Origin of the sequence: Solimicrobium silvestre, assembly GCF_002976435.1 — a bacterium.
GTDB classification, from domain to species: domain Bacteria; phylum Pseudomonadota; class Gammaproteobacteria; order Burkholderiales; family Burkholderiaceae_D; genus Solimicrobium; species Solimicrobium silvestre.
In genome coordinates this window covers 120380-146057 of the sequence record NZ_PUGF01000012.1, presented here as the reverse complement: position 1 = coordinate 146057, position 25678 = coordinate 120380, and the positions used below count along the sequence as shown (strand labels likewise).

Here is a 25678-nt window from a genome sequence, read left to right as displayed (position 1 = left end):
ACCTTAATAAAATTAATTAATGCGTTTAAATTACAACAACACCTTTTTTGCAATGGCATACAAAGCCTGGCGATCAGCGAGTCCATTGGTACCGCCATTTATTCGCCGCGTAATCGTGATAAACGACTGAGAGTCGGCTAGTACGTTAAGTCCGTGGTTTTTCCAGAACCATCCCGCCGATCTGCAGGCATTGGTTGGCAGCTCCAGTAATTCAGGGTGATTCACGCAATCGAGTTTCAATGCTTCCGACATGGCTGCGTAGTTGGTTCGCCCAGTAATCTGGATTAATCCACGCCCCTTAAAGCGCGGACCATCTCCGGACTGGGTATTCCCCAAATCCTTGCGCCCCTCATACGCTTCGCCACTTGCCAATTCAAGTACGTATAAAAGCTGTCCACTTTCATGCGCGACTTGAGCTAAAAACGCCGCTTGCCGCATTGGCGTATTAATTTCAAATTCGGACATGGCCGCTATTAGCGGATCTAGAAACGTATTTGCTCGCTGACGCGCCAGCGGCATGATTTTTTGAAGCTGAGAAATATCCATGATCTACTTATGCGATCAATTTAAATAACGCGGCGGCCCATTTCGGGAAGTCGCCATGGTTGAAATAGTAAATAACCACACCAATACCCATCAATGGTAAAAACACAGGGATTAACATTTCCCTGATAAAAAAGCGCCACCCCTCTGCCAGCCGGCAAAAAAACCGCACAGTTTTAACGCCACCATTCCACATTTCAAGGATTGACTGTGTGCCCTCGGCGTTTTGGTTCACTTTATCGGCCATCAGCGACATAGCCGCATCCTGGCTTTGAAGATGCGCAGTTATCTTGCTGAGCGCATCAGCCACCTCGCCAAACTTGCCCTGTCCGGCATCCAAGCGCTCATTGATCGCATCGATTTGTTTTTGCATGCTTACACTTTCGTTTTAAATGGATTGAAGGTGATGCAGATAGGCACATGCGACCCATCGCCAAAAGTACCACTGAACTTACCTGTTGCACTGTCAAAGCAGTTCCAAGCCTTCCAGCCGAACTTGTACATGCCCAAAGTGCCTAGGTAATAAAAATTAAAGCCACCGTTTTTACTGGTGGCTATAAAGAAATCGCGGGTTGCGTTAGTTCGGAATAATTGAACCGTCCATTCATCTGGGTCCCAAGGTATCCCGAAGACAAAATAGTCAAATCCATAGGTCGGATTTCGCATCAACCACATGACGCCGGTTAAGTAGCCGGTCGGCAAAGGTGCGTCGAAAGTTTGGAAATAACTCAGCCAGGGTGGCAAATTGCCTTTGGCATCAACAAACAGAACGACTATCCAGTTAAGGACCAGCATGGAAAAGATGGTGATCAGCAGGCTAAAACAAGCTAAGAATGGATAAAGAAATATCATAGGAACCTCTAAATGTAAAAAACCGCACTAAGGCGGTTTTATGTTTGGTGGTAAACAGCTAGGTATTCAAAAAATCTCAACGGGTAGTGCTTAAATTTAAACTTCCTCGATTTCCAACGGGGCCGAATAGGCGCTATAAACCGGAATAGTCATTGCTGACATAGCAGTGAGCTTGCCGTAAATTTGGTGATCGTCTTCCAGTTGAGAATCGGTATTTTGTGGAAACATGCTGATGAACATCGGACTTCTAAATCCATTGCTACGAAATATAATAGTCAGGGCGGCGCGGTCAGCGGGCGACATTTTGCTGAGCGTAAAACCTAGTTTGCGGTTGAACGTTCCTAGCGCCGTAATCAGGTCACCGCCCTCACTGCGCACATTTTTTGAGGTATCTTGCAAGGTTAGGCTGGCCCCCATATCAGCGTTATAGGCTGGCGACCAGTACGCGCCGGCCAGCAGTCGCGAAACCTCAAGATACCCGGCTGTGTTGGCGCTGTCGTTCAGCGTGACGACAATTTTTTGAACGCCGGTTAGTGCAAAGTACGCCATCGCATAAGAACCGCCGCCGTAGGCATATGCGCTTTGTGACGCTAGCAGAGTGAACCCATTTAGAATAGTTGCCGGTGCTGGATTGGCTGGAATCGTACCGGTATCAACCACTAAGATTGTCCCGGCCGAATCGCTGTATCCCTGCACGCGAATGGTTGCTGCCGGAGTAAAGTTATTAAATGGGAGAATTACGCAATTAATATTTTGCGTCGAACCCCAAACACAGCTTAATGTGGCAGATAAACCAGTGGCGCGCCATACGAGTGATTTAGTATCGAGAGCCAAATTAGCTGCCACATACGCACCGGCTGTTGTAGAGGCAGTTGTGGTTGAGGAGTCCGCCAAATTTGAGCTAAGTACGCGCATTGCTGTCATGATTGTTTGCCCTATTCCTTAGATATAGCATCGCTACCAAATGTCGATTCATTTGATGCGGCCATAGCGCAGTGATTCGATTGAATTTTATTCAACAACCAGCAAATTGGCTTGCAAAGCGCGCATTCACCAAGCGCTATGTCGCGCCCCATTCTGCCGCTGAGTGTCATTTCAGGGCTGCCGCCTAACATTGTATTTACCACTCGATCTAGGCTAACTAAAATATTCCAAAGATACGCTTTTAACTGCTCCATGTAATTGCCTCCACTTGTTGACGTGTTGTTGCTGAATTAATTTGGGCTTTTAACGTCCAGGATGTGCTGTAGGTAGCAAATACCAGAGTTGCCTGCGCTACCAATCTTGCTGCGTTCATGCTAATCACATCTGCTGCAGCCATTGGGTGCATCGAATTATCCGAAGCACGCCACTCAAAGTTGGCCGGCAGAGGTATTCCTGCCGTGATGACGTCGATGGTCATTTGAATATTAGCCTGTGCAAGCACATCGCCATCGTAGACAACACCGTTGTAAGTGAACTGATCGAACGCTGCTATTACAGCATCACGCTTGACATTGATAGCAGCGCAAGCCCTTGCTTGAATATCGGCCATAACTGCCGTATCGACGACTGCTCTAGAAGGCATTGACCAAATACAGCCTATCGGCAGCGTAGCGATTAGTTGGAGTTCTGTCGATGTGTAAGCAGTGATGATGCCGTTAGAGACATAGAACTTATCGTCGGTTTCATCGTTCAAAAGGATAATGGCAGATTCACCAGCTTGAACATTTAGCGCGATATTATTTTGATCCGTTGAGATTATTCTATTGATCACGCCTGAAGTTGCATTGTATATACCGTAGCTATTCATTTTCCTACCTCCTAAATTCAATAGCTAACAACAGGCGATTAAAAGCCTGCTCAGGAAAACTTGAGCTAACCGGTGTTAAGACAAGGTTGTATGTTACCGATCCTGCTAGTGGAGTATCTGCAATGCCCGCAGAAAAGCTCCACTCGCCCGCTGTACTTGTTTGCGTTTCCCATGAATAAATTGTGGTGCCATTTCTTGTTATGCTAATAGTTGGATAGGTAGCCACGCCGGCACCCTGAATCAGTCCGAGGCTAAACTGGATGTTTGTCACCGCTCCTGTTGATGTATAAGTCAAAGTTTGTACGGTTGTAGCTGCCGTTAGCGAGCCTGTACCTGCTGCGGTAAATGCAGATAGCGGATAGGTTGCCGCATTGGGTATCAAATGGGTAGTTGTAACAGCCGCAGCTCCGACCATAGATCCAGAATTCGTCGAAGTAATTGGATTCATTGCCGACACAGGGCACGGTTGCCAAGCAGTCGGTACAGACCCAACTTGCACCATTAAGTTACTGAAATCAATCACATTACCAATCGCAGGCATATTCGTAGATGTCAAAAACATTCCCGTATCTACCGTATTAGCTCCAAAATTAACAAGCACCGCGTAACGCTGCCAATTTCCGTTTAACGGAGGATTCAATAGCCATGTGGCTGTTGCAGGTGAGTGATTCCACCCAAGATTCATTGGCGCTCCCATTACTGATCCATTAGAAACAGCGTAAAAACTAATCACATAGCTGGTGTTGGCGAAGAACCCACCGAACAGGGAGGAAGCAAACCAAGTTCCAAAACTTGTCGATCCAGCTCCATTGCATATCACCTGCACATATGTGCCTGGAGTAATTGCACCACCGGCACTCTGTGCTGTGATAGTCGCTATAGGCGTCGCCCCATTGTTGTAGGCGTTATAGCCATTAACTCCGTTCCCGAAGTCAGAATTCATCAATAGATTTCCGCCGCCAGCATTCGCCGTTGCACTACCAATCGCATTCAACAAAGCCTGCTCAGCGACATAAACGGCCTGCCAGTTAGCAATAAAAGTTGCGCCCACAATTGTTGTGTTCTGTGTCGTGTCATTCCACGCTGGGGACATTGCGCCGAGATACGTGGAAAGTGCGCTGACAGCTGCGTCATAAGCAACGTGACTTACGCCCACTGCAGCAGCTTGTGCGTCGATGCCAGCCTGTGTATTTACAATCGAATTCCAATCTACGATCACGCTTGTCTTCTCACCCATGGACAAGACGTTCGTGCTACCTATTGCGGCAATCTGATTCTGTGCGGCTAAGATGCTAGCATTGATCGCAGCAGCACCAATAACATTCGTCGCCCAATTTGCAGTGTTTCCGTCCGACCAAGCTGAAGGAAGTGTTTGCCCTACTTTTGCTGCTGCGAAGTACCACATTGAACAGAAGGTGTAAGGGTTAGCCTCGCCGGTGTAAAGAGATAGCACGCCAATATTGGCAGTTACTGCACCGGAAGGTGCCTGCGCAATTACGAAAGATCGCGCCCACCCGGACAATGGCCCCGATGAAGTTACATCTGTTAATGTATTTCCCTGGGCGCCTGAGATAATCGCGCCGGAAGAATTAAGCCACTGTATGAGCACATAGGCAGATGTTCTATAGGCACCTAGATACACACTAAATTCGTAGGTCTGCAATGCAGCTACAGGTATGTTGATAGCTGCATTGGGGTGTAAAAGAGTGTATGTAGCTGCTGCTGGCGTACCTGCAAATTCAACATAAACACCCCCCTGCCCAGTTGGGCGGTATGGATCGGGGCTTGCTGCGATGATTGGGGTCAGCCCTGTAGTATTGTTATCAAGGACGTAGCCGGTAAAATCCCCTGGTACTGGGCCAGAGTTATTGATCATATTACCAAGTCCGGCAGGAAGTGCTGCCACGGCTGCTGCTGTAGCATTCAATACGATTTGCCGTTGCGTGTACACAGCCGCAAAATTCGCGTCAAATGTAGTACCGACGATCGTTGTATTCTGGGTTGCATCGTTCCATGCGGGAGATAAACTGCCTAGGTAGGCATTAAGTGCATTGATTGCTGTGTAGTAAGCAGTACTACTTACCCCAACTGCCGTCGCTTGAGCCGCAATACCAACTTGGTCATTAAGAATTGCTTGAAAATCTTGAACGACTACCGGCTTATCCTGCATTGCAAGCACATTCAGGGATGCGATACTGGCGAGCTGTGTATTAGCTGTTGATGCATTTGTCACGCCAAGGTTTGCCTGCGTTTGTGCGCTCACGATACTAGCAGTTACTGCAGGCGCACCAATGACGTTGGACGACCAGTTAGCCGTATTACCATCAACCCATGCAGACAAGGCCGTCTGGCCTGTGACTGCTTGCGCGAAATACAGCATGGATGCGCAAGTTTTAGGCGTAGCTGCGCCAGTGTAAACAGTTTCTACATAGATGGCTGCAGAAGCGGTGCCCACAGGGGCAGTAGCTAACAAGTAAGAGCGCTGCCAGTTTCCAAGTATTCCAGTAGTAGTCGAACTGCCGTTACTTACTAATTGCGTACCGCCAGCTGAGCCAATAATTGTACCCGCGGAATTAAGCCAATTGAGATAGACATTTGATGTGCAGTTAAACGCAGCAATGTAGGAACTCAACTCGTAAAGCTGTCCAACAACAACAGGCATATTAACGCCTGCATTAGGCTGTAAAAGGTGGTACGTACCTGATGCAGGCGTACCTGAGCTAGTAACAGTTATCCCGCCCTGCCCTGTAGGTCTGTTTGGATCAACACTGGGCGCAAGTATTGGTGTCAGTCCAGTAGTATTGAAGCCTGTGACATAACCAGTCATGTCACCCGGCACCGGCCCTGAATTATTAATCATGTTACCCAAGCCAACCGGCAGTGCAGCAACTGCGCCAGTCGTTGCATTGATCAGTAATTGCTGAGCAGCGTACACAGCTTGAAAGTCAGCTATGAAGGTAGAGCCAACAATGGCGATGTTACCTGTTGCGCTTGTCCATGCGGCGCCGGATGGGTAGCCCAATGTGGCTAAATAGGTGCTTAGCGTTGAAATCGCAGCGTCATATGCTGTGTGGCTAACACCCATCTGCGCTGCCTGACTATCTAAGCTGGCTTGGCCTTGCAATATGGCGTACATATCTATGTTGACCTCATTTCTGCCACTTGGAGTCAGAATATTTGATGAGGCAATAGTAGATAAACTAGATAGGGTCGAGTTAGAAATAGCTGTTGCGATATTGGCTTCAGCTACAACTGTTGCCGATATTAGGCTGCGTAAATACGTGCCAGTTAGCGGCAAGTTGGTTGTATTGGTTAAATTATTCCACGCAACCGGATTTGTTAACGTAGCTAAGTGTGCTGTTAACGTAGCAATCGACGCATCATAAGTGGCTTGAAGTGCGGTTAATCCATAGGCCGTCGCCTGCGCATCCATGCTCGTTTGCTGACTAAGAATCGTCGCGTACTGCAAAATCAGCGCCGGTTTTTCTGCAATAGAAAGCGTGTTATCCGACAGAACCCTTGGCGAATGCGACTGCAATATAACATCGCGGTAATTAACAATAGTTGGCATTAAATTAGAACCTCCACCACTACGCGACCAGATGTCCAGTCAGGGGCAAGTGAAATGACCATGCCCGTTGAGCCTGCTGACATGCCGAAACGTGGGTTTATAATCGTGGCCGCCTGCCCTAACACCAAAGCAAGCAAGCTCGTTGTACCTTCAAATTGATAGGTAATGTGCGGTTTTTTCCATAAATTCAAACGACGTGTTGCTTCGCTTGTTGCGTCCGACTGAACAAGCAGTAACGTGTTTTGCTGTGCTGGCGCGGCGGTCATTTTGTACATGGCTTGTGTCGGCGCATCCACCATGTTCACAATCATGTAATCCAACGCGAACATATCCGCATCACCGACCGGTAAATTGGTGAGTAAGTTAGCTTGCACGGTGTAATTTAGGCAAAAACCAAGCATCACACCAGCAGCAACATCGGTTCTGGCTGTTGGCATTAATGTTTGTTCTATGATTTGATTTTGCGTAATAACTGTAGGTGTGCCAATAGCGGGCAAAGCAATCTGAATGAGCTGCAGCAGACCGGTTCGCGCCATAACAAGCTGCGCGCCAACACTGGAAGCAAGTTGTGCACATGCGTCCAATACGTTTGTTGAGCTGCTTAAATAAATGCCGACTGGTTGCGGGTTGGCGGTTGCGAACGCTGAAAAATTGACTGAATCTAGGTTTCCAGTGGCGAATGGATTTGTACCAAAACCAGTTACCAAGCGCTGGACAATTCCGGCAATGGTATTGGTATAAACCCCGGCGGGCGCATCGCCCTGCACGCTAGCTGTAATCGTTCCGACAGGTGGAGCATTGAGCGTGAAGCGCCCTGTTGCATTGGTAATATTAGCGGTAATTGGAACTCCGTTATCACGGACCTCAAAAATATTTGCAACCTGCCCGTTATGCACCGCATATTCCAATGTTGCCGGGTTCGTCAGTAATGGCGTAACGTTATGGCACTCACCAAAGCACAGTGGAATCAATTGCGTTGAATTGGGAGTTGTCCCACCCAGCAATGTTGCTGTAACAGGCGTATTCAGCAATTGGAGTTGATCGGCCAAATTAAAAATCGGCTTATCGCGCGTGGTGCAATCCATATCTACAATAATGCCATTGAAGATGACGCGAAAATCCGACCTTGCCCAACGTGGGTCGCCAATATAGGCGATGATTTGCCGATTATTCCAAATATCCAACAGCCATAAATCCAGTGCGCCGTCGGAATTTTCAAGCTCGATAGTAGATGAACTAACGCCGGCTGAATTATCAATGACCACTTGCTCAGTAAACGTGAGCGCACCAGTCAAGCGCGGCTGGTAGCAGGTATTGGCCGGTGTATCGGCTGCGCCAGTGTTATACATATCTGTGGAAAGATAGCGTACCGTTTCCACGCCGCCGGAATTCACATGCGCCTCAATCAAAACAATTGGTATCGACGCTGGACTGGTCAGCCACGCCTGAAATTGAGCGTCGGTCATGCTAGCTGTATCCTTGTTCGCCCGTTGGTGGGATTGAATACATCAAGGCGGTCCGCAATAGTTTTTGCCGCATTGGCATTCGCTATATTATTTGCCGCAATGCTTGCTGCCGTTTGTGCTGCCTGCGCATTACTTTGAGCGGCAACTTGTGCAATTAAGGCATTTACTGCAGCAGTTAAATTTGTACCCAATGAAGCATTCATAGCATTAACCGCATTGGTCACAGCAATGGTTCCCTGCTGAACGGTTAGCACGCTGGCATTGACAGTGATTAATCCTGCGACTTGCGTATTAAGTGCAGCAAGTTGCTGGGTCGCTGTATTCGATTGTGCTGTTGCGCCAGTGACTACAGCAGCCAGGTTGGCTTGTACCTTGGCGTAATCGGATTGATACTGCACGCTTGAAGCGTTATAGGTTTGTGATGCTGTCAAAAATGCCGTTGACGCACTTTGCAGTTGCCCTTGCGCATTCGCTTGCGTGGTCGGGTCGCTGCTATTCAAATTACCTAACACGGATTGATATTGCTGTTGCGCGGCAGCGTATTGCTGAGCCGGTGTCAACGTCGATAAGCTGCCAAGTTGCAAGCTAGTGCGGAATTGGTCAGTTGCCGTTGCAAACGAACCCATTGCGCTGATGACGCTGTTTAAGGCGGTTGCTTGCGCGCTGTACGCATTTTGCAGTGTGGTTTGCGCGGCTGTTTGCTGGGAAGTTAATTTCAGAGTCCCTGCTGCTAATGCCGTTTGATAATCGGACACTTGCTGAAACTCAGGCGCGATTTGATTTAACGACACCAGCATGCTTTGCCCTGCGGCCGTATTTAAATTAAGGCTTTGATATAAAGCTAAAAACTGGGCTTGCGTCGTAATAGCACCCAAACCTAACGCACCCATTTTTTGAGTTAAATCAGCAACCAACGGGGCGGACTGCTGCGCTTGATTCATAAAGTTTGACTGAACAAACTGAATGCCTGATGTTAATGTGGTTAGTCCACCTGCCAAGGAAATAAGATTTTCGCGCGCGCCGACGCTTGCCAAGCCAACAGCGCCAAATGTCATCCCCACACCCGCCAAATCAGAATCTATAGTTGCGTAATCAGTGGCAACACGAACCAATGTTTGCAATGCACCCTCACCGGCTTGCGTGAATTTACCAATACCAGCGACAGCCCACGTCGCCATTTTGTCGCCCATTGCCGCAAACGCAGTTTGCAAGGCCGCTTCCACTTGCGTGGTCGTCATGCCCTTTGTATCAATCTTGCCGATACTCACCACGAAATTATTTAAATTCGCAGTGAATGCAGGCCCACTAATCCCAATTAAACTAGCCGCATCACTAATTGATGATGCCATCTGACCGATTGCTAAACTGAACTGCTGATTTGTAGCTGAACCCAAAGAATTAGTTTGAGTTGAGTTGCTGTCACCATGGAACCAGCCGCCGCTTGTGCTGATATTGGCATAGCTACTTGCTTGGAATCCACCGGCGGCCACTTGCGCAACTGTTGCATTATTTGACGATATTCCTTGCCCGGTTAATGTTTGACTACCGCCAAAAATGGCATTGGAAACTGCATTGGTAATTTTGGTTGTAATGCTATCCCCAACACCCAAGCGAACCGTGTTTAACATGCTATTAAGGCTATTTGCTTCGGAGCTATTCGCAGTAAGCGAAACCGGAGAATTCACGCCACCAGCTATACCAATGCCTGCTGATTGCAAAATAGTCGTGGTCATGTTTGCTAGTGTTGCTGAGAGTGAGTTAAACGCCGTCAATAACTGACCTGTTTGCGATAGTTGCGAAGTTGAGTTAGCTGCAATTAATTTTAGTGAGGCATTAACCGAATCTGATTTACCTGTTGGATCACCCAATACAGTGCCGGTACCGGTTGCAGCCTGGTCAGACGCGGAAGTTGATTCACCTCCCGCATGAGCCGCACTGAGCTTAACGCCCATGCCGACAACAATGGCAGCTACCGAAGCCGCGGCCACTAAGTTGAATGGATAAGGAATGGATGCCAGTGTTTTAACGAAAGCGGCAATTCCATCCGCAGACGCCCGTATCATTGAGTTAGCAACAGAATCACCGGTTGCCGCAGTATCAATCGCTGCCGCAGTCGCTTTGCTAGCCGCAAACAATCCAAGAAACGAGGTTTGCAATCCACTTTTGACTAAAAAATCCTCCATCGCTAACGCCGCAGAAATAGCTCGGTAGGCTTTTTCGGCATCCTGCATGATCGTGTAACCGGTTGAATTTTTATCGAAATATCCGCTGGCCGCTTGCGCCATATCAGCGTAGCTACCGATTTGCTGCTGGGCTTGCATGTTGGTTATGTCAGCAAGCCTTTGTTGATATTGAATATCGGTAACCGCATGAGCATCAAGTTCTTTTTTTGCATTAATTCTTGCCTTATCCGATTCTTCCTGCGCCTTGTCATACTTGCCTAAAGCATCAATCAAGCCACCCAGTGCTGCACCAGCCGACCCAAAAGCCGCTTTCATAGATGCGCCAAACTGTTGCGCCCTATGTGGATCAAGATATTTGTCCAGTTCCTTGCTGGCCTTATCCGCAGCGGTTGCCTGCTCAGATAAACTCATATCGGTGGCGACACGATGTTGTGCGGCGCTCAACTGCCCTAGATAATCTATTTCCAGCTTGATTGCATCTATGTCTTTGCCCATTGATGAATTTGGCGAGCCAATGTTTTGCTGCTCCATTAAGGCGAGCGTTTCTTTCTTAACGGCCAACTCATTCGCATTGCGGCGCGATGTCTCTTCCTCAATTAATGAATTAGCCTTACCTTGCACTTTGCTGGAGTTTTCTAATTTTTCGGCTTGAGTAATTAAGCTATCGATAGCTTTTTGACGGGTGGCAGCCAACGTTTCAGCGGCCTTAATATCATCATTTTTAATCTGCAAAGCCTGTTGATCGGCAATAATTTCCGCTAATTTAGCTTGCACTGACTCCAGTTGCGATGCGGTTAATGAGATAGTTCCGTTATTTAATTCTTGTAGAATTTTGGCACGCTCTTTTTCGCCTGCACTCAACTTTCCATCAGCAGAGAGAAGTAACTCTTGCTCTGCTAGCTGAACCTTTAAGCTATCTGTTAACTTGTCATAATCCGATAGCTTATCCTTGGTCGAAAAACTATCCACAATCGCAGCTTGATTGGCGTTATGACGCTGCACAGCCAAGATGTATTCTTCATCGGTGGATTTATAACCAATAATGGCCTGCTTATAAGCGGCAGTATCCTTGAGAAGTGCTTGAGCTTGCTGCAGTGCGGGTGAGGCGTTTTGTGATGAAGACAAATACGCCTCGTTGACAATTTTATGGTCACCGCTTGCACCAGCTGTTTGCTGGTCTTTTGCCTTTTGCAATTCAGCTTTTCCGACATCGCGCAGAGAGTTTATTAACGATAAATTTGCATTAAGCTCACCCTGAATTTGCGCAATATAAGTTGCACTGCTTGAAGATTTAGCCGAATTCAATGTTGTTTCAAGTTCGGTGCGTTTTTGAAGTGCTATATTAATTTGTTCAAAATTACTATTTGGCACACCTATACTTTTTAATCCTTCCGACGCCTGGTGTATTACATCAACCCAACTTTCCCACCATTTTGAAATTGTCCCGGCTTCTTTCGGCGGAGCCATCCGATTGTTGTATTCCTCAAGCGTTTGCAGCACAACTGAGACTGCGGCTGCCTCATCCCCTTCATCGTGCAGGGATTTAATTAAATCGTAGGCGGCACCAGTCATAAAGTGATGTTGTTTCTGGTAATTTTCCGACCATTTCAGTGCATCGTCAGATAAGCCAGCTAAGCTCTTTACAACATCTCCAACACTGCTACCTGTACTTTTTGCCATGGCAACAGCTATATTCCCAAATTCTTCCAAGTTGTCGCCTGAAATCCTACCGGTTGCCGCAAGTAACGTTAGCGCTTCTCTGGCCTGACCAATATCGCCCGATGCACCACCTACACGCTTACTCATATCCATGAGTTGTGCTGCGGTGCGCCCTGCACTATTTCCTGTATTGTTCAATGCCAAATTAATGGCATTAAATTCTTCCGCTCCCTTAATTGCCAGCACTCCGGCAGCAATAAAAGCACCACCAACAGCAGCTACCCCAAGAACTAAAGGATCTAGCAACATCGTCAGTAAACCAGTGCGATTCGCCAGCGTCATCATGGAGCCTTCTAGCCTGGCATAATTTCCACGCGCAATTTCACCTGCCATCACACCCAGTTCACGCGTCACCCCAGCAGTGGCAAAAGAAAGTTTGTGAGACGACGCGGTGGCAGCTTCGATCTGCTCGATTAATGGTTCATACTCAGATTTGGCAATACCTAGCGCTTCGGCTTGTGCTGCCATCGAACTTAATCCGGATTGTGCTGCCAATGCTTGCTCACGCAGCTTATCAAGATAGACTTGCGCACCAATTGATAGATCGCTAGTTGAACGACCCAGTGCTTGCTGCTCGATCGCCAAACGATTAGCCGAAGCAGCAGCGGCGGCAGCGGCACGCTCAGTTATAGTCAAGTTCTCATTGAGCTGAGCGAGTGGCGCGGTAACTCCCTTAACCTTTTCACCAGCGGCATTGGCAGCATCGCCAAAATCTTTGACTTGCGCAGTGGCTTCCGTGGCGCCGGTAGCGACAACGGCAATGCCTAGCGTCTGAATATCAACAGAATCACTCATTTATGAATACCCGGTAATTGTTAATTTTATGCGTGCAGAAATGCAAAAAGCCCACTAAACAGTGGGCTTCCATTGAGGGGGTGTTACTTTTTTACTTTTTCTGGCAGGCAGTTTTTAAATCTTCTTCGCTCGTGTTTTTTGCAATTAATACGCGCTTAATTCGCTCGGATTGTGATTGGCATTGTTCAGCAGATTCTTTGTCTTTTTTAAAAAGCTCAAAATAATCATTTCTCTCTTTTCCTTCCGATAAAACAAGTAACTCAGAATTTGATTTACTGGACTTTAAATACCTATCTTGATTGGCGGTCGTTTTGCAATACTCGCCCGTTAAATCCGGCGTATTCATGTCCTTCATTTCCTGATACTCCAACGCCGGGCAGTCCGCCAGAGCGTAAGTCGCTGCTAACAATAGTCCGATTGCCACGATAATTTTTTTCATCACCAATCTCCATTAAAACCGCCAGTTTAGGCGGAATTATTGGGAGTTGCCAATTAAATTGCACGGACTGGCTTACGCGCACTGACTAAATATGTATCATCCAGCAGCTTAATCATATCTACATCTTGCGGCGTTAGACCGAATTGCATTAGCTGGTCGTAAGCTAACATCTCCAAATAACTGATGCTAGACATACCTCCCATGCCGTCGCGCTGACGCGAACCACTGAGCTTAATAAAGACGTTCCATAAATACAACAATTCAGGCGGGCACGGTAATTCTAAATAGTCGTCGGGCTTCCTGCCAAGCTGTTGCTCCACGATCTTGTAAATATCCCGCCGTGAAGCACCATCTGGCTGCAACTCGCAAAGGTAAAACTCATTCTCAGCGAATTGCAACAATTCAGCAGTTAGCCCTTCGTAAAATTTTCCAAGTCATTAGAGGCGGCGTAGATTTGCGCACGGATTATTGGATTGCTAGCGATTAACTGGACTGCCAATTCAGGCGAATAATCCTCTGTAATGCCGCGCCAGCCAATAACTCGAATAGCGGCTGCTTCATTACTAAATCCTTCGTCATCTTCGATCGATCGTTCAATTTCCTTACCGCGCTTTTTCGCCATCTCAGCCTGTTTACGCAGATCATTTAATTCACGGCGTACATAGCCCTGAACTTTGGGCGAGTGGCTACCGAGCACATTAATAAATACGCCCGTGCCTTTGCCGGTTGTTTCGCTGATGTATTCAAATTCAAATGCATCATCACATTTTTTGACGATATTTAAATCATTGAGGGACATGCTAACTTTTTTAACTTCTGCATTTTTTGCACTCATGGTATTACTCCAATGTTATTTATAAGGACGAACAAAAAGAGAGACGGATAGCTAATCCGTCTCTGTGAAACATGGAAAAAGGAAAAATTAAGGGACGCGGGAATCTTGAATAGCAAGAGTGGTGTACGGCGTTGCAAGGTTTACGCCGCCGTAGATGTTCAACAGCGCGGTATATGGCATCGTCATGATTAAGCCTTTTTGACCATCATCTTTTGAGCCGCCACCTAGTTTGATACGCGGTAAAGTAAAAGCGATGAAATCGGCTGTTGCTGTGTTATTGCTGGTGAAAACAACCTGTACTGACGCCTCGGTTTCATTCACAAATAGATCGCGCATAACGTTATCAATGAAGTACACGGTCAATTGGCCAGACACATCCATTGCACCCATGAACACATCGGGGCGGGTTGGCGAGCCAATCACTTCACCCGACGTCATGTTGGCGTTGATCTTGATGTTCATGCCAGTGATTAATCCCACCTGGTTACCCTGAACATACAATTGACCGTTCACACCAGCTAAATTTCCACCTGTGGAAATGGACGCCGGCGAAGTAAAGTAAGGCCCACCGGTAATCATCGGAATCATGTCTTTACCCATGAACGCCGTGTCGATCATCGCAAAGCCGTTGGATGGCAATTTAATGTCCATCGAAGAAATTCGGCAACCGACGAAAGTTTCTGACTGCTGAATATCAGAGAACCAATGTTCAATCGAATAGCTGTCATTAACTTGCCCGCTTGTGGCAAGATAATTTTTCTTGCCGGCTTGAGTGATCGTGACGGAATCACCGGCAATCTTGGTTCCCATTGGAACGCCATCCAAAAATACGCCTGTCATCACCAAGGCGGTAACGTTGGTTAAATAAAAATTATGGTTATTATTTGTCGCGCCAGTTGTTGTCCAACCAGTGCACGTCACGACATCGCCATTATCGAAGCCCATTGCTAGGAATGAGCCCGCTGACAACGTAAACGTACCTTGTGCGCCTACGGTAGATGCGGCAGCAACAGTAGTTATTGCGCCTGTAGTGGCTTTAGCTGCCCATGCTTGACGACAAATTGATCCCATGAAGTCACCGTAAGTACCAACGGATAATTCACCGGAAATCGTGCCATCAACAGAGCGTCCACCATGACGAAAATCAGCAACCTGAAAGTCTGGCCGCAATTCTTTTGATCCGAACGTAGCCTTTTTTAGATCGAGATTACTTGTCACGCGACGCAAGGCTTGCCCACCTACATTGCTAGCCTGAACTCCCCAAGTAGTCTCTTTTTTATAACGAAGTAGCTTTGCGATGCCAGTTGCGATCATGGTATGTCCTTTAAATGAAAAAACCCGCAACTAGGCGGGTGAATGGATGTGCTTACGTAATGCGTTGGGCGAAAAAAAACCCGCTATTCGCGGGTCAGTGGTGCTGCTTAATTAGTCATAATTTATAAGTTTCAAATCCGGCTGCGAAATCTTCGCTACTGGTACCGTTTTGCACACCATTTGCAGCTTCATTAACAATGAGGCTGAAGTCAACAACGGTGAGTGCCACCATTCCAATTGGCGCTTGAGTACTCCAGCCGTTTTCAAGTCGCTGCGCGTAGGGCAAATTGTTCACCAAATAATGAGTGCCATCGCCTAAAGTGGAACTGACACGAGTTGCCACTTCATCTTTCGTTGCATCGCCGCTCGGGTCAATTTCATCAATAATGCCGCCTGGCGGAACGTTAAAGGCATACTGCCAATTAGCCCTAAAGTGTCCTCCGATGTAACCTTTTGGCGGCGGTGACTTCCATAAAACAGGATCACCAACGGGTGATTTCTCCATTAATTCAGCGCTAATGCCAATCACTATTTTTTGCACGACTTCATTAATTCGCCCTTCACACTTGGCGACCATAGCACTCACATCAAGTTTAAATTCTCCAGCCATATTTACGCCTTTACACTAGTTGTAAATATCAGCCCAGAAACGAATTTTTACAGGAATGTTGTAGCGATCTGCATCAGTAATAGCCGGCACAATTTCTGGCGTTGAATCGACGATTACCGTCACGCCATTACTTGCAAATGAGGAGCCTCGCGCAAATGCTGTTTTAATTAATTCAGCTTGCGTCATAGAGGCCAAGCTGCCTTGGCCTAATGGATAAGCCAGGCCAACAAACATAATTCCACGTTCACGGTGAAATCCTGCACCCAGAGTAGGATTTTGGGGTTGTGCCATTTTCAGAGTTACTTTTGCAAACGGAATGCCAGCTGTCGGCACAAACATCACGTTTTCCCACGCAAATTGAAACGTCGGCATAACAGCAACCAATGCCGTTTCCAGTGCGGCTCTTATTTTTACGTCACTCATAATATTTCCATTAAGTGCGTCCCTGCAGCGTGTAAATTACTGCCGTGCCCGCCGGATTTACTTGTTTGACTGATTTAATTGTCCAAGTTTGTCCGCCCGCAATCACCTGATTTTCAGGTTGCGGAATTAAAGTCAGGCCAACGGCGCTCATGTAAATTTCTTTATCGCCAGCCTCGATCATGGTATTTGCCGTAGTGGACAGTCCACCTTGCCGCCAGGTGTAGTCAAACAATGCGACGGTTACTGGATAATCAGTAGTAGCTGCAGAGCTGGGCACAATGCTCGTTGGATCATATACAACTGGAGTCAAAACGCGCAAAATCGCCGTTTGCCCATATTTCTTGAGCAACTTGTCGGCCGTGTTGGCCGCATCAGCATAAAAACTCATCCGCGCACCAGCTGCCCGTTAGTGTCTGTTCCGTCGATATATGGCTTAAGCAATAAATCTACTGATCGGTACCGAGTGTGCTGAGGCGAACCGGCAAAGTATGTCGTTGTAATCGGGCCCACAATTTCACTCGCCGTTGCACGATCTAAATCCGGTGCCAAATCACCCGCACTAGCTTTTAATGCCAGAATGCAGCACGCATTCATAACTTCCGTAGGAACGATGGTGTAAGGAACTGCGTAATACAGTGCAAGATCATCTAGTACAACTGAGCGACGCGGCCAGTCAAGAGCTTGAGTAATGCCCGCGCGCAGCCCCTTCCATTTGCCGCGATAAGCTTGCACCATGTAATCGGTCGCTAGTCGCAAATACCCTTCTCGCAAAGTGTCATTGGCGATTGCAGCCCATGCAGTGTTATTTCTAGCCGCATGGTAGGCGGTGCAAAAAGCGACTGTAACGTAGCTTTCCGCGCCAGTGACGCCCGTACCATCTTCGACAATAATTGTCATTATTAACCTTGGTTGAAATAATATTTTGAGCGGCAATAAGCGTCAGCGAATGCTAAGTTTCTAGCACTCGCCTACTAGCTTTAATTCATTGCATTTACTTCGGAAAAGTTCAGAACAACGTCGCCGGCTGCGCCTGTAGTAGGCGACGAACCAGTAATCACAATATTAATCGGGGCATTTTCAACGAGTGTTGAAAACACCGGCATACTTACACCGCCATGGACAGTACCGAAAATTGGCTGAGCCTGGCTATATTGCGTATTGCTACCAGCGACGCCATATTTAAACAACTGCAACAGGACCGCTAAACCGGTTGCATTGTTGGTTTGAACGCCGGAATCGAACAGCAGCGCGCCAGCACCAACGCTAGAAACAGAGCCGCCAGAATTAACGCCAGCAACTATAGAGCCGCCAACAATTGTCGGATTTGCCCAAATTTTGAACCGCTTGTTATTGGCTGTAGCGCCAAATTTGCCTTGGAATGTTAATTGCAATCCGCGTTTTGCCTGATCAAATGCATTAGCTGGCAGCACAAAGCCATCTAAAATATCGTCCGTCGTGTCTGTGCCATTGCCAGCAATAGGGTTAGCAATATTGCGGTACAAATTACCCTCTTCGCCAAATTGAGCAAATGGGGTCAATGCAGGCGTGATAGCGCAGTTACCGAACTGAGTCAGCATGCCTGATGGATCAACGCCAACGCCAGGCACACAGCCATCGAACGACCACACAGCAGCACCAGTGGCAGCACTAAGGCAAGACCATTCACGACTCAGTAGAACGTTGAACCAATCTGAGCCCGGGCCAAAGCCTTGAGTATTGTCGTTGGTTGCGACAGGATCAGTTACCGCCAACAAATTATGTGTGAATTGATATTCTGGGATCCAGTTTCCTTGAATCGCGCAATAATAATCAATGCAGCTATTTGCTGGCTGCCTAATACCTGCCGCTTGCGTTTCAACGGTATCCGTATTGTTTCCAGCTTGATAGCCAAAAATTTGAGCTGCTTGAAGCCCTGTGTTATACACGCGAACTGTCACACCCTGAGTTGCTGGAGGTAAAATTGCACTGTCACCAGCCGTTGCTACGACTGACAACACATTGACATCAGCGCCAAGCTGCGTTGCATTTTGGCGGCCACCGCCCGCAAGAGCCGTGCGGAGGGGAATTGTGGTTGGGAACATATTAAGTCCTCATTAAGAGTAGATTTTAGGGAAAGACGAATGCATTAAATCCGCTCTATCCCCTATTAAATTCAGCTAATTACTCTAAAAGGATGGCGGTTTGATTCGGTTACACTTGATTAGCTATTCGCATCAAGTAACGCTTGCAAGTCAGCTTTTTTCGCGCCATTCGGAATAGTCACGCCCTTGGCGGTCAATGCATCTTTGAGCTGTGGGAAAGTCAACACAGCAGTTGCTACGCTTTCGCCGAATAAATTATCGGCATCAGTTAAATCACATTTATTAATTACGATGAAGCCCAGTGGGTTTTCATCCGTAATTGGAGATACTATTTTTACTGTTTCACATGCATCACTCATACAATTTCCAATCAAAAAAAGGGAGCCGAAGCCCCCTTTTAATTAAACATCGATATAACTTCCCGATTAACCCAGCAAAATTGCCATGTGATTCGGCTTAATTGCTTTTGTGCCCCATGCCAAGCCAATTTCATACTTAACTTGGCGGTACATTTTGTACATAGCAATCTGGAACACGATGCCAGTAACAGGATCTTGCAATTCAATCACATCTTCGGCCATGTCGATTGCTTTACCGTCTGGACCCATTGGCATAGCAGGTGAGCGAGTAATTAATTGAATTGCATTGCGATCAAATGCCAAGTTGGCGGTATAGCTTGCGCCAGTGGTTAATGCAGTGGCTACAGCTGGAATAGCTTGGCGCAAGCCTGGTGCTTGCAATGTGATTGGGCCAGGCGCGGCAGTACCAACAGCAACCACGTATTTATTGGTATCACCTGCCAATGACACGACGTCACCGGCTAAAACTGTTCCTGATCCACCGATCAAATTAATGACAGTTGCGCCAACGGCATAACTTGCTGTATCGGTTGTATATGCCGAACCAGTACCTTTTGTGAAAGTCTGAATTTGACCCGATTCATGCGGGAAGAAACCATCTACAGGCATAGCAATCGAACCTGTGCGCAACAGAATCTCAGTGCCGGATTCATTAACCTTGAATAAGCTAGACTGTTTGCCGCGCAAGTTAGCGGCTGCCGCTGTATTCATGACCATATGCAAATCAGACATTGGTGCACCGTTATCGATCAGAATTTTGCGTGATTGAGCAAAATCAGACAAATCACCAGCGTTACCAAATGGCGTAGTGCCAGCAGTACCGTAAGCACGCGATGCAGAGAAGCCGCAAAGAGCCAAATCAGCCTCAACAGCGTTTGCCAAAGTACGGAAACCTTGTGTAAATTGATTCATCAACACGCCGTTATAAGTACCGGCGTTGTTCATGCCTTTTTGCTCTTCACCGTTCCAGAGAACCTCGTAAGCCTTTGACTTCGAGATTGTCATGTTGAGCGGCGCAACAGTTTGACTGCCACCGGTACCAGCAATAGCACCCGGAACGATGTCAATTAAACCGCCCTGTGTTGTTTGTGGAATAGAGATAATTTCATTGACTGCCGCTTTTTCTCCATTGGAGTTTTTAGCAACAGCAGGGATAAATCCAACGACTTCGCGGGAAACAATATCCAGCGCTTGATACAAGGTCGGAATTAGACCGTTAAGGTTATTCGCCATGACGTAGAGCCTTTCAGAAATGAAAAAACCCGCACATGGCGGGTTCAAGTTGTCAAAAAATAGTTTGGGGTTAGTCTGTTACGGTCGCACCGTCTCGCATAGCGGTTGCTCTGCTGCCAGCATCCATTGCATCGAACTGTGACCGGGGGATTGTTTTCTTACCGCTAGCACCTTGATTCCCACCTGTTGCCCCGCTACCAGTTGCACCTGAACCCTTGAGGATCTGATCCTTGTAGGGATACTGATCAACTAGAATTTCAAGTGCTTCATCAAAGTCAGCTAAATCACCAGGACGAGAGCGAGAAAAAATCTTATTTCCGGCGTTGTCTTTGGCAACGATTTTGCCTTCTTCAATCTTGAATGCACTCCCAAATCGGGCTTGCACCAGGTCAGCAGGAATTGCAAACTTTTCAGTAATTAGCTTTGAGCGATTAAAGCTGCCGCCAATTTTTTCAGAATGAAGATCACCATTGGCACGCTCCAAATCCACGTGCAACTTCGCCATTTGCTCGGCGTGCGTTTGATTGGCAGCGACCAACTTGTCTTCGTAAGCCTTAACAGCGGCAGCGCGCACTTCTTCGACCTTGCCAGCATCCACCAGCTTTTTGTCGTCGATGTTTTTGATGGTTTCCAGCGCTTTACGTGCGATTTCAGGATCGGCGATGCCTTCGAATGATTTCAATTTCGTTTCTGCTGCTTCGGCACGCTCACGATGCGCTTTCGCTTCACCGTTTAATCCATTGATTTTTGCGACCGTAGAAACAGCATCAAATGCCACTTCCTTGCCATCGTCGTACACGTAAACAACCTTGCCATCCTGAACAACTACGTTGCCCTTATCATCAAGTTTGATTTTCATAGTGCTAACTTTCCGGCCATCCGGCCTATTCGATGGATCATCCGATCCGTTGCGTCCGCTTGCTTCCGCGCTGCGGACATAAAAAAAGCCGCGAATCGGAGTGATTCACGGCCTGAAAACAAAAAAGCCAGCGGTTTAGGCTGGCTTGTGTAGCTTATATAACTGTCGCTTATGGTTGCGAGTGGAGAAGATCACCTCCTTTCAGTTGTCGTATTTGGCGCGTAACTGCGCAAGATTTAGTTCGTTGCCGCGTTGATCAAGTAAATCGGATAGGCTAATTTTGCCGCGCCGGAATAAATCGGCTTTGCCAGTGCCGAGCATTTCATTCTGAAACTGGTCAGATTTTGATTTCAGAAAGTCGGTAAATGTTGTATCGGCGCTGATCTGCCCACCTGAGCTGGCGCGAGTACTTTTTTTAATCTCAGGAATGTCCAAGCCCATTTCTGCAAATGTTTTCAATACAGGCGACAGCACGCAGCGATCGCCCCAATGAATCGGAGGAGCTTGAAACGGCAGATCATGATCAATAGGCGCACCATCCAAATCCCACTCAAGGCCTGATCTGGCCGCGCATAGCACACAAGTATGGCTATCCATGGTTGCCAGCCATTGATTGCCCTTCACTACGCTCGGATTCTGCTTAAACGTTTCCAGCCTGGCTTGATTCGATACCGTCATCACCGAGCTGTGTACCAAAGCACGCGCATTATTTCGCGCTACATTCATAATGCCGGGTTGTTCGCCTTTACCAGCTACGCGCGCAACAATTTGATCAATGGTTTCACCCTGGGCCATTCCAAGGCGCACGACGTTGGAGAAATTAAATGTGGTATTGGCAGCCTGACGTTCCCACCATAGCTTAGATGGTGCACCTTGAATCAACACTTCAGAAACAAGCGTTTTCAGATATTGCGCACTCGGCAGAGAAATATCCAAACTGACCTGCAGCACTGAATTCAATAGATTTTTAACAAACTGGCTCTCAACCCCGCCCAGTCCATTTAACTGCTCAGTTATTGATGCTTGCGCTATGCCATAGGCATTATTAATAATCGCGTCAGATTCGCGCAGCAGCTTTTGCGTGCGCTGCTGATTGAACTCGGTTAAATCAGATTCTTGCAGTTTTTTAACTAAATCCTGACTTAATTGGGTGAGTAATTCAAGGATTGCCTTATTGACACCCGCGCTAAAACGCAAAATATTCATTGCGTGCGCGATCATCGCTTCAAATATGGCGGCGTCTACGGCACCCATTATGCTTCTACATTTTCAGGAGGAATCACCGCTGGCACTGGCGGCACAACAGCAGGAGGTATATTGGGCAGCATTGGCGCATGAAGGCTAAGCCGCTCCTGCTCATCCGCCCAGAGTGCATCCGGATCAATCACGCCACGCCGCTTCATTTCAGAGAACCACGTTTCAGGCGAAATCAAATTCAATGTCGTTGCATTGGTGAGCATGATCTCGGTTTGCCCAGTTACGCTGGCCTTGGCGAAGTCTTTAAATATAGTGATGTCGCCATCGTTTGTAATGCCTGCCCACGCAGACATTATGTCAGTCACTTGGTCTAGAGTATCTTCAAGGTTTTGCACCATTGCCGATAACTTACTTTGCTGCTGTGCGGTATCGAGTGCGGCTTGTGTGGCCGACACGTCACCAGTTGCATCGATCAATAGTTCAGCGCCGATTAAGCGCATTTGCGCTTCTAAATCTTGCAAGGATTGGCGGCCTGCGCCGATTGCTGCACCGGTATGCTCTACAAATTTCGCATCTGCGCCAAGAGGTAGATTGAAAATAGACCCAGCACCGATCACGACCGGCTTTGAATTATCCTCATCTCGATCATCACCAAAAACCGCCAGAATTGGCACTCGCGCAGTATGTAAAATTGAATCTTGGTCGCTTGTTGATTGCCAGTGCTTGATATTTAAATCAGCTAGGTCGCCCAAAGGCAAATCTGCGGTCATAAATCCGGTACGTTTACCGTAATACGTTACTAAAGGTATGAAATTGAGCGGCACGCCTGCTTTTTGCATGACCGCTCCGGAATCAAATTTCGCCCATTCGCCATCCGTGCCTTTGCGAAAAGTAGCCCATTTCCCGACTTCAAGTACGCGAACCTGTTGAATTAGCTTTGTGCCGAAACTACCGTCGGGAACGGTAACATTTTCCAAAATCCGCACTTGCGTCAACATTTCAACGCCATGCACAACATCACTCATCCAGCCAAGAATTGCGCCAGGTGGAATATGAATTACATATGGTCGCGCACCCATCGCTTTTTCATCAGCGAGGGTCTGCACACCTTCGGTGCGCTGATAATCGACCAAAATATGTGTCAATCCATATTTCAAACCAGATTTAAGAACCTCGTTCGCGAAAACGTGTAGATTGCGGCCGGCTAAATCAATGTTATCGAACCAAGTTTGAATTGTTTCGTCAACTTTATCGAAAGCGATCGGTTCACTAAACGGCTTGCCAGCCATATTCTCAACTGTGTGAGAAAACGCATTAAACAAAGTAGACGTTTTTAGGCGGTATTCGTAGCTTGCATCCTTTTCACTCGGCCATTGAGGTAAATATGCCTTGCCAGCTGCCCGCATCGCTTTAGTGCCGCCAACCAGCGCATCAACCTTTGCCCAGTCCGGCTGCATTGCAGTAATAGCGTCAGATGGCTCATTTACTTTTAGCATATTAGATATTTAAGCCTGTAATTGTGATTGTGCGCTTAGTTATTGGGAACTTGCTTACGATGAAATAACCACCGGCATCATTACCATGATCAAATCCGCTGGTTTTATCTGGATCGCCCTTTTCAGTCCAGATTTGGCGCTCTAAGCCTTGCGTATATTTAGGACAGGTCGTCGTGTTAATTAATAATCTGCGCTCGCTGTAAGTGTTGCAAAGCATCGCATTCTTGCTATTAATTCTGTCTTTTACTGCTGGATTAGCTGGATTTACACGAACAATAAAGCCCGCTTTTTTCAATAATGAAATATCAGATTCACTTGCGTTATTGGTTTTGCGGTTGTTGCCCGATGCATCTGGATAGACTTCAATGCGGTGATCAACGTACCGGGCTTTAATTTTTTCGATCATGGCCGGTGTATCAAAAACACCCATAAACTCATATACCGCGCGCGGAAAACCATTGCGAATTACAAAGACAACTGCGGCCATCTGCCCGACGTTAAAATCCATGCCGATATGAAGTTCATCACCCTTTTGAACGGTGTCATCGGTGTGATTTTTCCTGCGATCAAAGCAGTAGTAAATAACACCGGAATAATTTTCAAAACTGGCTTCGTATTCTTGACGAAACGTGCGCGGATCCATACTGCTGCGCGCCGCTTCAATTTCCTCATCTGGAATGTTTCCGCCATCAAGCGATGTATAAAGCCAGCTTTTATGATCCGGCTTACGCCCTTGCCCAGCTAAATACGTGTCGTAACAGTGATTAAATCCTTTCGGCGTACCAATGCGCAGCGCATGCCCACCGCGATATTCAACGCCATCAATACAGTAGCGGCAGGTTGACAACATGGGCCGCAAAACTTCTTCCCATGCTTCATAAGGACAATCTGCCCACTCATCAACCAGCACAAAGAACAGCCCTGAGCCACGCAAATTATCGTAACTATCTAGGCCAACAATGCGGATTACATGGCCTGACGTTAGTGTGATGCTGCATTCGGTTTCATTCGGCTTGCCAGCGCGCCAGCCAGGTGGAATAGCTTTTTTAAGCCGACGCCAGAAAACACGCTTTGCCTGTTTGAATGTCGGTGCAGCGTACCAAATCTCGTCATCAGTAGAAACTTCCCACTTGACGGCCAACTTTGCCGCCCGGCGCATTTCCTTGGCACCTAAAAACGTTTTACCGAATCGCCGACCGCAAACAGCATCTCGAAAACGGGCTTGTCGCTGCCATCCCCATACAAAAATATTAGCCTGCTTTGGTGTGAGCCCAATATTAGAGGACTGGCTTTTCTGGGATTGGCTCATCAGGTTTTAAGATGACCGTATCATCCCTTGTAATTGAATCGGCATCATCTTTGCCGCCGTTCGTTTTAGCCAACTCAACCCGTGTCTTTTCAAGGGATTCAATCCGAGCAAGAATGCGATCAATGATTTGCGGATAATCACGCAACTTCTTTTTAATCTCGCTTTTAGCTGAAACCAATTCAGCACCTTCGCGCTCAATCGTCTCGAAAACTTCCATGCCATCAAGCAAAGCATCCGCGTTAGCCTGGGCTTTTAATGCGCGCCGTAATTGCAGCCTGGCGATAAGCAATTCATCTTCGATCTTGCCGGATGCGGATTTAACGTCATCAACTACAGATAAATCGTCGGCATGAATTAAATCGCTGTAAATCCCGTGCTTGGTTGCGCTTTGATTTCCCTTAGCATTTGGATTGCCTGTACTTAATCCGCCATGTAATTTGCAGCGAGTTTTACCAATTAACGGGGCTTTTTGACACTTCCCGCCGCTGCGAGTCTTTGCCCCACATGTTTTTTGCATGTGAGTCTTTCATGGGGTTCGTTTCGAAATTGGGTGATTAATTCAGAGAATTAGGCGGCGATTAATTTAATAATCACCATTAGTA

General features: G+C 47.2%; 25 protein-coding genes. All 25 read right to left on the bottom strand.

Translation table 11 applies throughout. The annotated features are described in order from the left end of the window. Positions 1 to 30: 30 nt before the first annotated feature. On the bottom strand, positions 31 to 546 hold the full coding sequence (locus S2091_RS13650; protein ID WP_105532497.1) for a glycoside hydrolase family 19 protein: 516 nt from the start codon (positions 544 to 546) through the stop codon (positions 31 to 33). 7 nt (positions 547 to 553) lie between these two features. After that, positions 554 to 916 (bottom strand): methyl-accepting chemotaxis domain-containing protein, encoded by a 363-nt coding sequence (locus tag S2091_RS13645; RefSeq protein WP_105532496.1) that lies wholly within the window; start codon positions 914 to 916, stop codon positions 554 to 556. A gap of 2 nt (positions 917 to 918) precedes the next feature. Continuing rightward, entirely contained in the window at positions 919 to 1395 is a 477-nt protein-coding gene (locus tag S2091_RS13640; protein WP_105532495.1) for a DUF7338 family protein, read from the bottom strand. A 96-nt stretch (positions 1396 to 1491) separates the two neighbouring features. Then, on the bottom strand, positions 1492 to 2319 hold the full coding sequence (locus S2091_RS13635; RefSeq protein WP_105532494.1) for a hypothetical protein: 828 nt from the start codon (positions 2317 to 2319) through the stop codon (positions 1492 to 1494). An 11-nt stretch (positions 2320 to 2330) separates the two neighbouring features. Next, positions 2331 to 2573: a hypothetical protein gene (locus S2091_RS13630; protein ID WP_105532493.1), complete on the bottom strand. Its 243-nt coding sequence runs from the start codon at positions 2571 to 2573 to the stop codon at positions 2331 to 2333. Then, positions 2561 to 3187 carry a DUF4376 domain-containing protein gene (locus S2091_RS13625; protein ID WP_105532492.1) on the bottom strand — a complete coding sequence of 209 codons (627 nt, stop codon included), beginning with the start codon at positions 3185 to 3187 and terminating at the stop codon, positions 2561 to 2563. The genes S2091_RS13630 and S2091_RS13625 overlap by 13 nt, the downstream gene beginning before the upstream one ends. Positions 3188 to 3191: 4 nt before the next feature. Further along, positions 3192 to 6758 (bottom strand): beta strand repeat-containing protein, encoded by a 3567-nt coding sequence (locus tag S2091_RS13620; protein ID WP_105532491.1) that lies wholly within the window; start codon positions 6756 to 6758, stop codon positions 3192 to 3194. Continuing rightward, on the bottom strand, positions 6758 to 8224 hold the full coding sequence (locus S2091_RS13615) for a hypothetical protein (protein ID WP_105532490.1): 1467 nt from the start codon (positions 8222 to 8224) through the stop codon (positions 6758 to 6760). Before S2091_RS13615 ends, S2091_RS13620 begins: the two co-directional genes overlap by 1 nt. Then, positions 8221 to 12921: a phage tail length tape measure family protein gene (locus S2091_RS13610; RefSeq protein WP_105532489.1), complete on the bottom strand. Its 4701-nt coding sequence runs from the start codon at positions 12919 to 12921 to the stop codon at positions 8221 to 8223. The genes S2091_RS13615 and S2091_RS13610 overlap by 4 nt, the downstream gene beginning before the upstream one ends. A 91-nt stretch (positions 12922 to 13012) precedes the next feature. After that, the gene (locus S2091_RS13605; protein ID WP_105532488.1) at positions 13013 to 13360 is read right to left on the bottom strand and encodes a hypothetical protein; all 348 of its coding nucleotides are present in this window, start codon (positions 13358 to 13360) and stop codon (positions 13013 to 13015) included. A 53-nt stretch (positions 13361 to 13413) separates the two neighbouring features. Next, the gene (locus S2091_RS13600) at positions 13414 to 13758 is read right to left on the bottom strand and encodes a phage tail assembly chaperone (protein ID WP_165794986.1); all 345 of its coding nucleotides are present in this window, start codon (positions 13756 to 13758) and stop codon (positions 13414 to 13416) included. 11 nt (positions 13759 to 13769) lie between these two features. Next, positions 13770 to 14195, bottom strand: coding sequence for a hypothetical protein (locus S2091_RS13595; RefSeq protein WP_105532486.1), 426 nt, complete (start codon positions 14193 to 14195; stop codon positions 13770 to 13772). A gap of 87 nt (positions 14196 to 14282) precedes the next feature. Beyond that, a complete protein-coding gene (locus tag S2091_RS13590) occupies positions 14283 to 15509 on the bottom strand; it encodes a phage tail tube protein (RefSeq protein ID WP_105532485.1) in 1227 nt (408 codons plus the stop codon). A 115-nt stretch (positions 15510 to 15624) separates the two neighbouring features. Then, complete coding sequence (locus S2091_RS13585) at positions 15625 to 16119, bottom strand: hypothetical protein (protein ID WP_105532484.1); 495 nt, start codon at positions 16117 to 16119, stop codon at positions 15625 to 15627. A gap of 15 nt (positions 16120 to 16134) precedes the next feature. Further along, a complete protein-coding gene (locus S2091_RS13580) occupies positions 16135 to 16542 on the bottom strand; it encodes a phage tail terminator-like protein (RefSeq protein ID WP_105532483.1) in 408 nt (135 codons plus the stop codon). Positions 16543 to 16552: 10 nt separating this feature from the next. Further along, positions 16553 to 16930, bottom strand: a complete 378-nt coding sequence (locus S2091_RS13575) for a hypothetical protein (protein ID WP_105532482.1) — start codon at positions 16928 to 16930, stop codon at positions 16553 to 16555. Further along, complete coding sequence (locus S2091_RS13570; RefSeq protein WP_105532481.1) at positions 16927 to 17439, bottom strand: DnaT-like ssDNA-binding protein; 513 nt, start codon at positions 17437 to 17439, stop codon at positions 16927 to 16929. Before S2091_RS13570 ends, S2091_RS13575 begins: the two co-directional genes overlap by 4 nt. Before the next feature lie 80 nt (positions 17440 to 17519). Beyond that, the gene (locus tag S2091_RS13565; RefSeq protein WP_105532480.1) at positions 17520 to 18623 is read right to left on the bottom strand and encodes a hypothetical protein; all 1104 of its coding nucleotides are present in this window, start codon (positions 18621 to 18623) and stop codon (positions 17520 to 17522) included. 119 nt (positions 18624 to 18742) lie between these two features. Then, entirely contained in the window at positions 18743 to 18982 is a 240-nt protein-coding gene (locus S2091_RS13560; protein WP_105532479.1) for a HeH/LEM domain-containing protein, read from the bottom strand. A gap of 66 nt (positions 18983 to 19048) precedes the next feature. Beyond that, complete coding sequence (locus S2091_RS13555; protein ID WP_105532478.1) at positions 19049 to 20215, bottom strand: P22 phage major capsid protein family protein; 1167 nt, start codon at positions 20213 to 20215, stop codon at positions 19049 to 19051. 70 nt (positions 20216 to 20285) lie between these two features. Then, complete coding sequence (locus tag S2091_RS13550) at positions 20286 to 21074, bottom strand: DUF6651 domain-containing protein (protein ID WP_105532477.1); 789 nt, start codon at positions 21072 to 21074, stop codon at positions 20286 to 20288. 201 nt (positions 21075 to 21275) lie between these two features. Next, on the bottom strand, positions 21276 to 22328 hold the full coding sequence (locus S2091_RS13545; protein WP_105532476.1) for a phage minor head protein: 1053 nt from the start codon (positions 22326 to 22328) through the stop codon (positions 21276 to 21278). Further along, positions 22328 to 23767: a DUF4055 domain-containing protein gene (locus tag S2091_RS13540; protein WP_105532475.1), complete on the bottom strand. Its 1440-nt coding sequence runs from the start codon at positions 23765 to 23767 to the stop codon at positions 22328 to 22330. Before S2091_RS13540 ends, S2091_RS13545 begins: the two co-directional genes overlap by 1 nt. 1 nt (position 23768) lies before the next feature. Beyond that, the gene (locus tag S2091_RS13535; RefSeq protein WP_105532474.1) at positions 23769 to 25076 is read right to left on the bottom strand and encodes a phage terminase large subunit family protein; all 1308 of its coding nucleotides are present in this window, start codon (positions 25074 to 25076) and stop codon (positions 23769 to 23771) included. Next, positions 25045 to 25593 (bottom strand): HGGxSTG domain-containing protein, encoded by a 549-nt coding sequence (locus S2091_RS13530; protein ID WP_105532473.1) that lies wholly within the window; start codon positions 25591 to 25593, stop codon positions 25045 to 25047. The genes S2091_RS13535 and S2091_RS13530 overlap by 32 nt, the downstream gene beginning before the upstream one ends. Positions 25594 to 25678 lie beyond the last annotated feature (85 nt).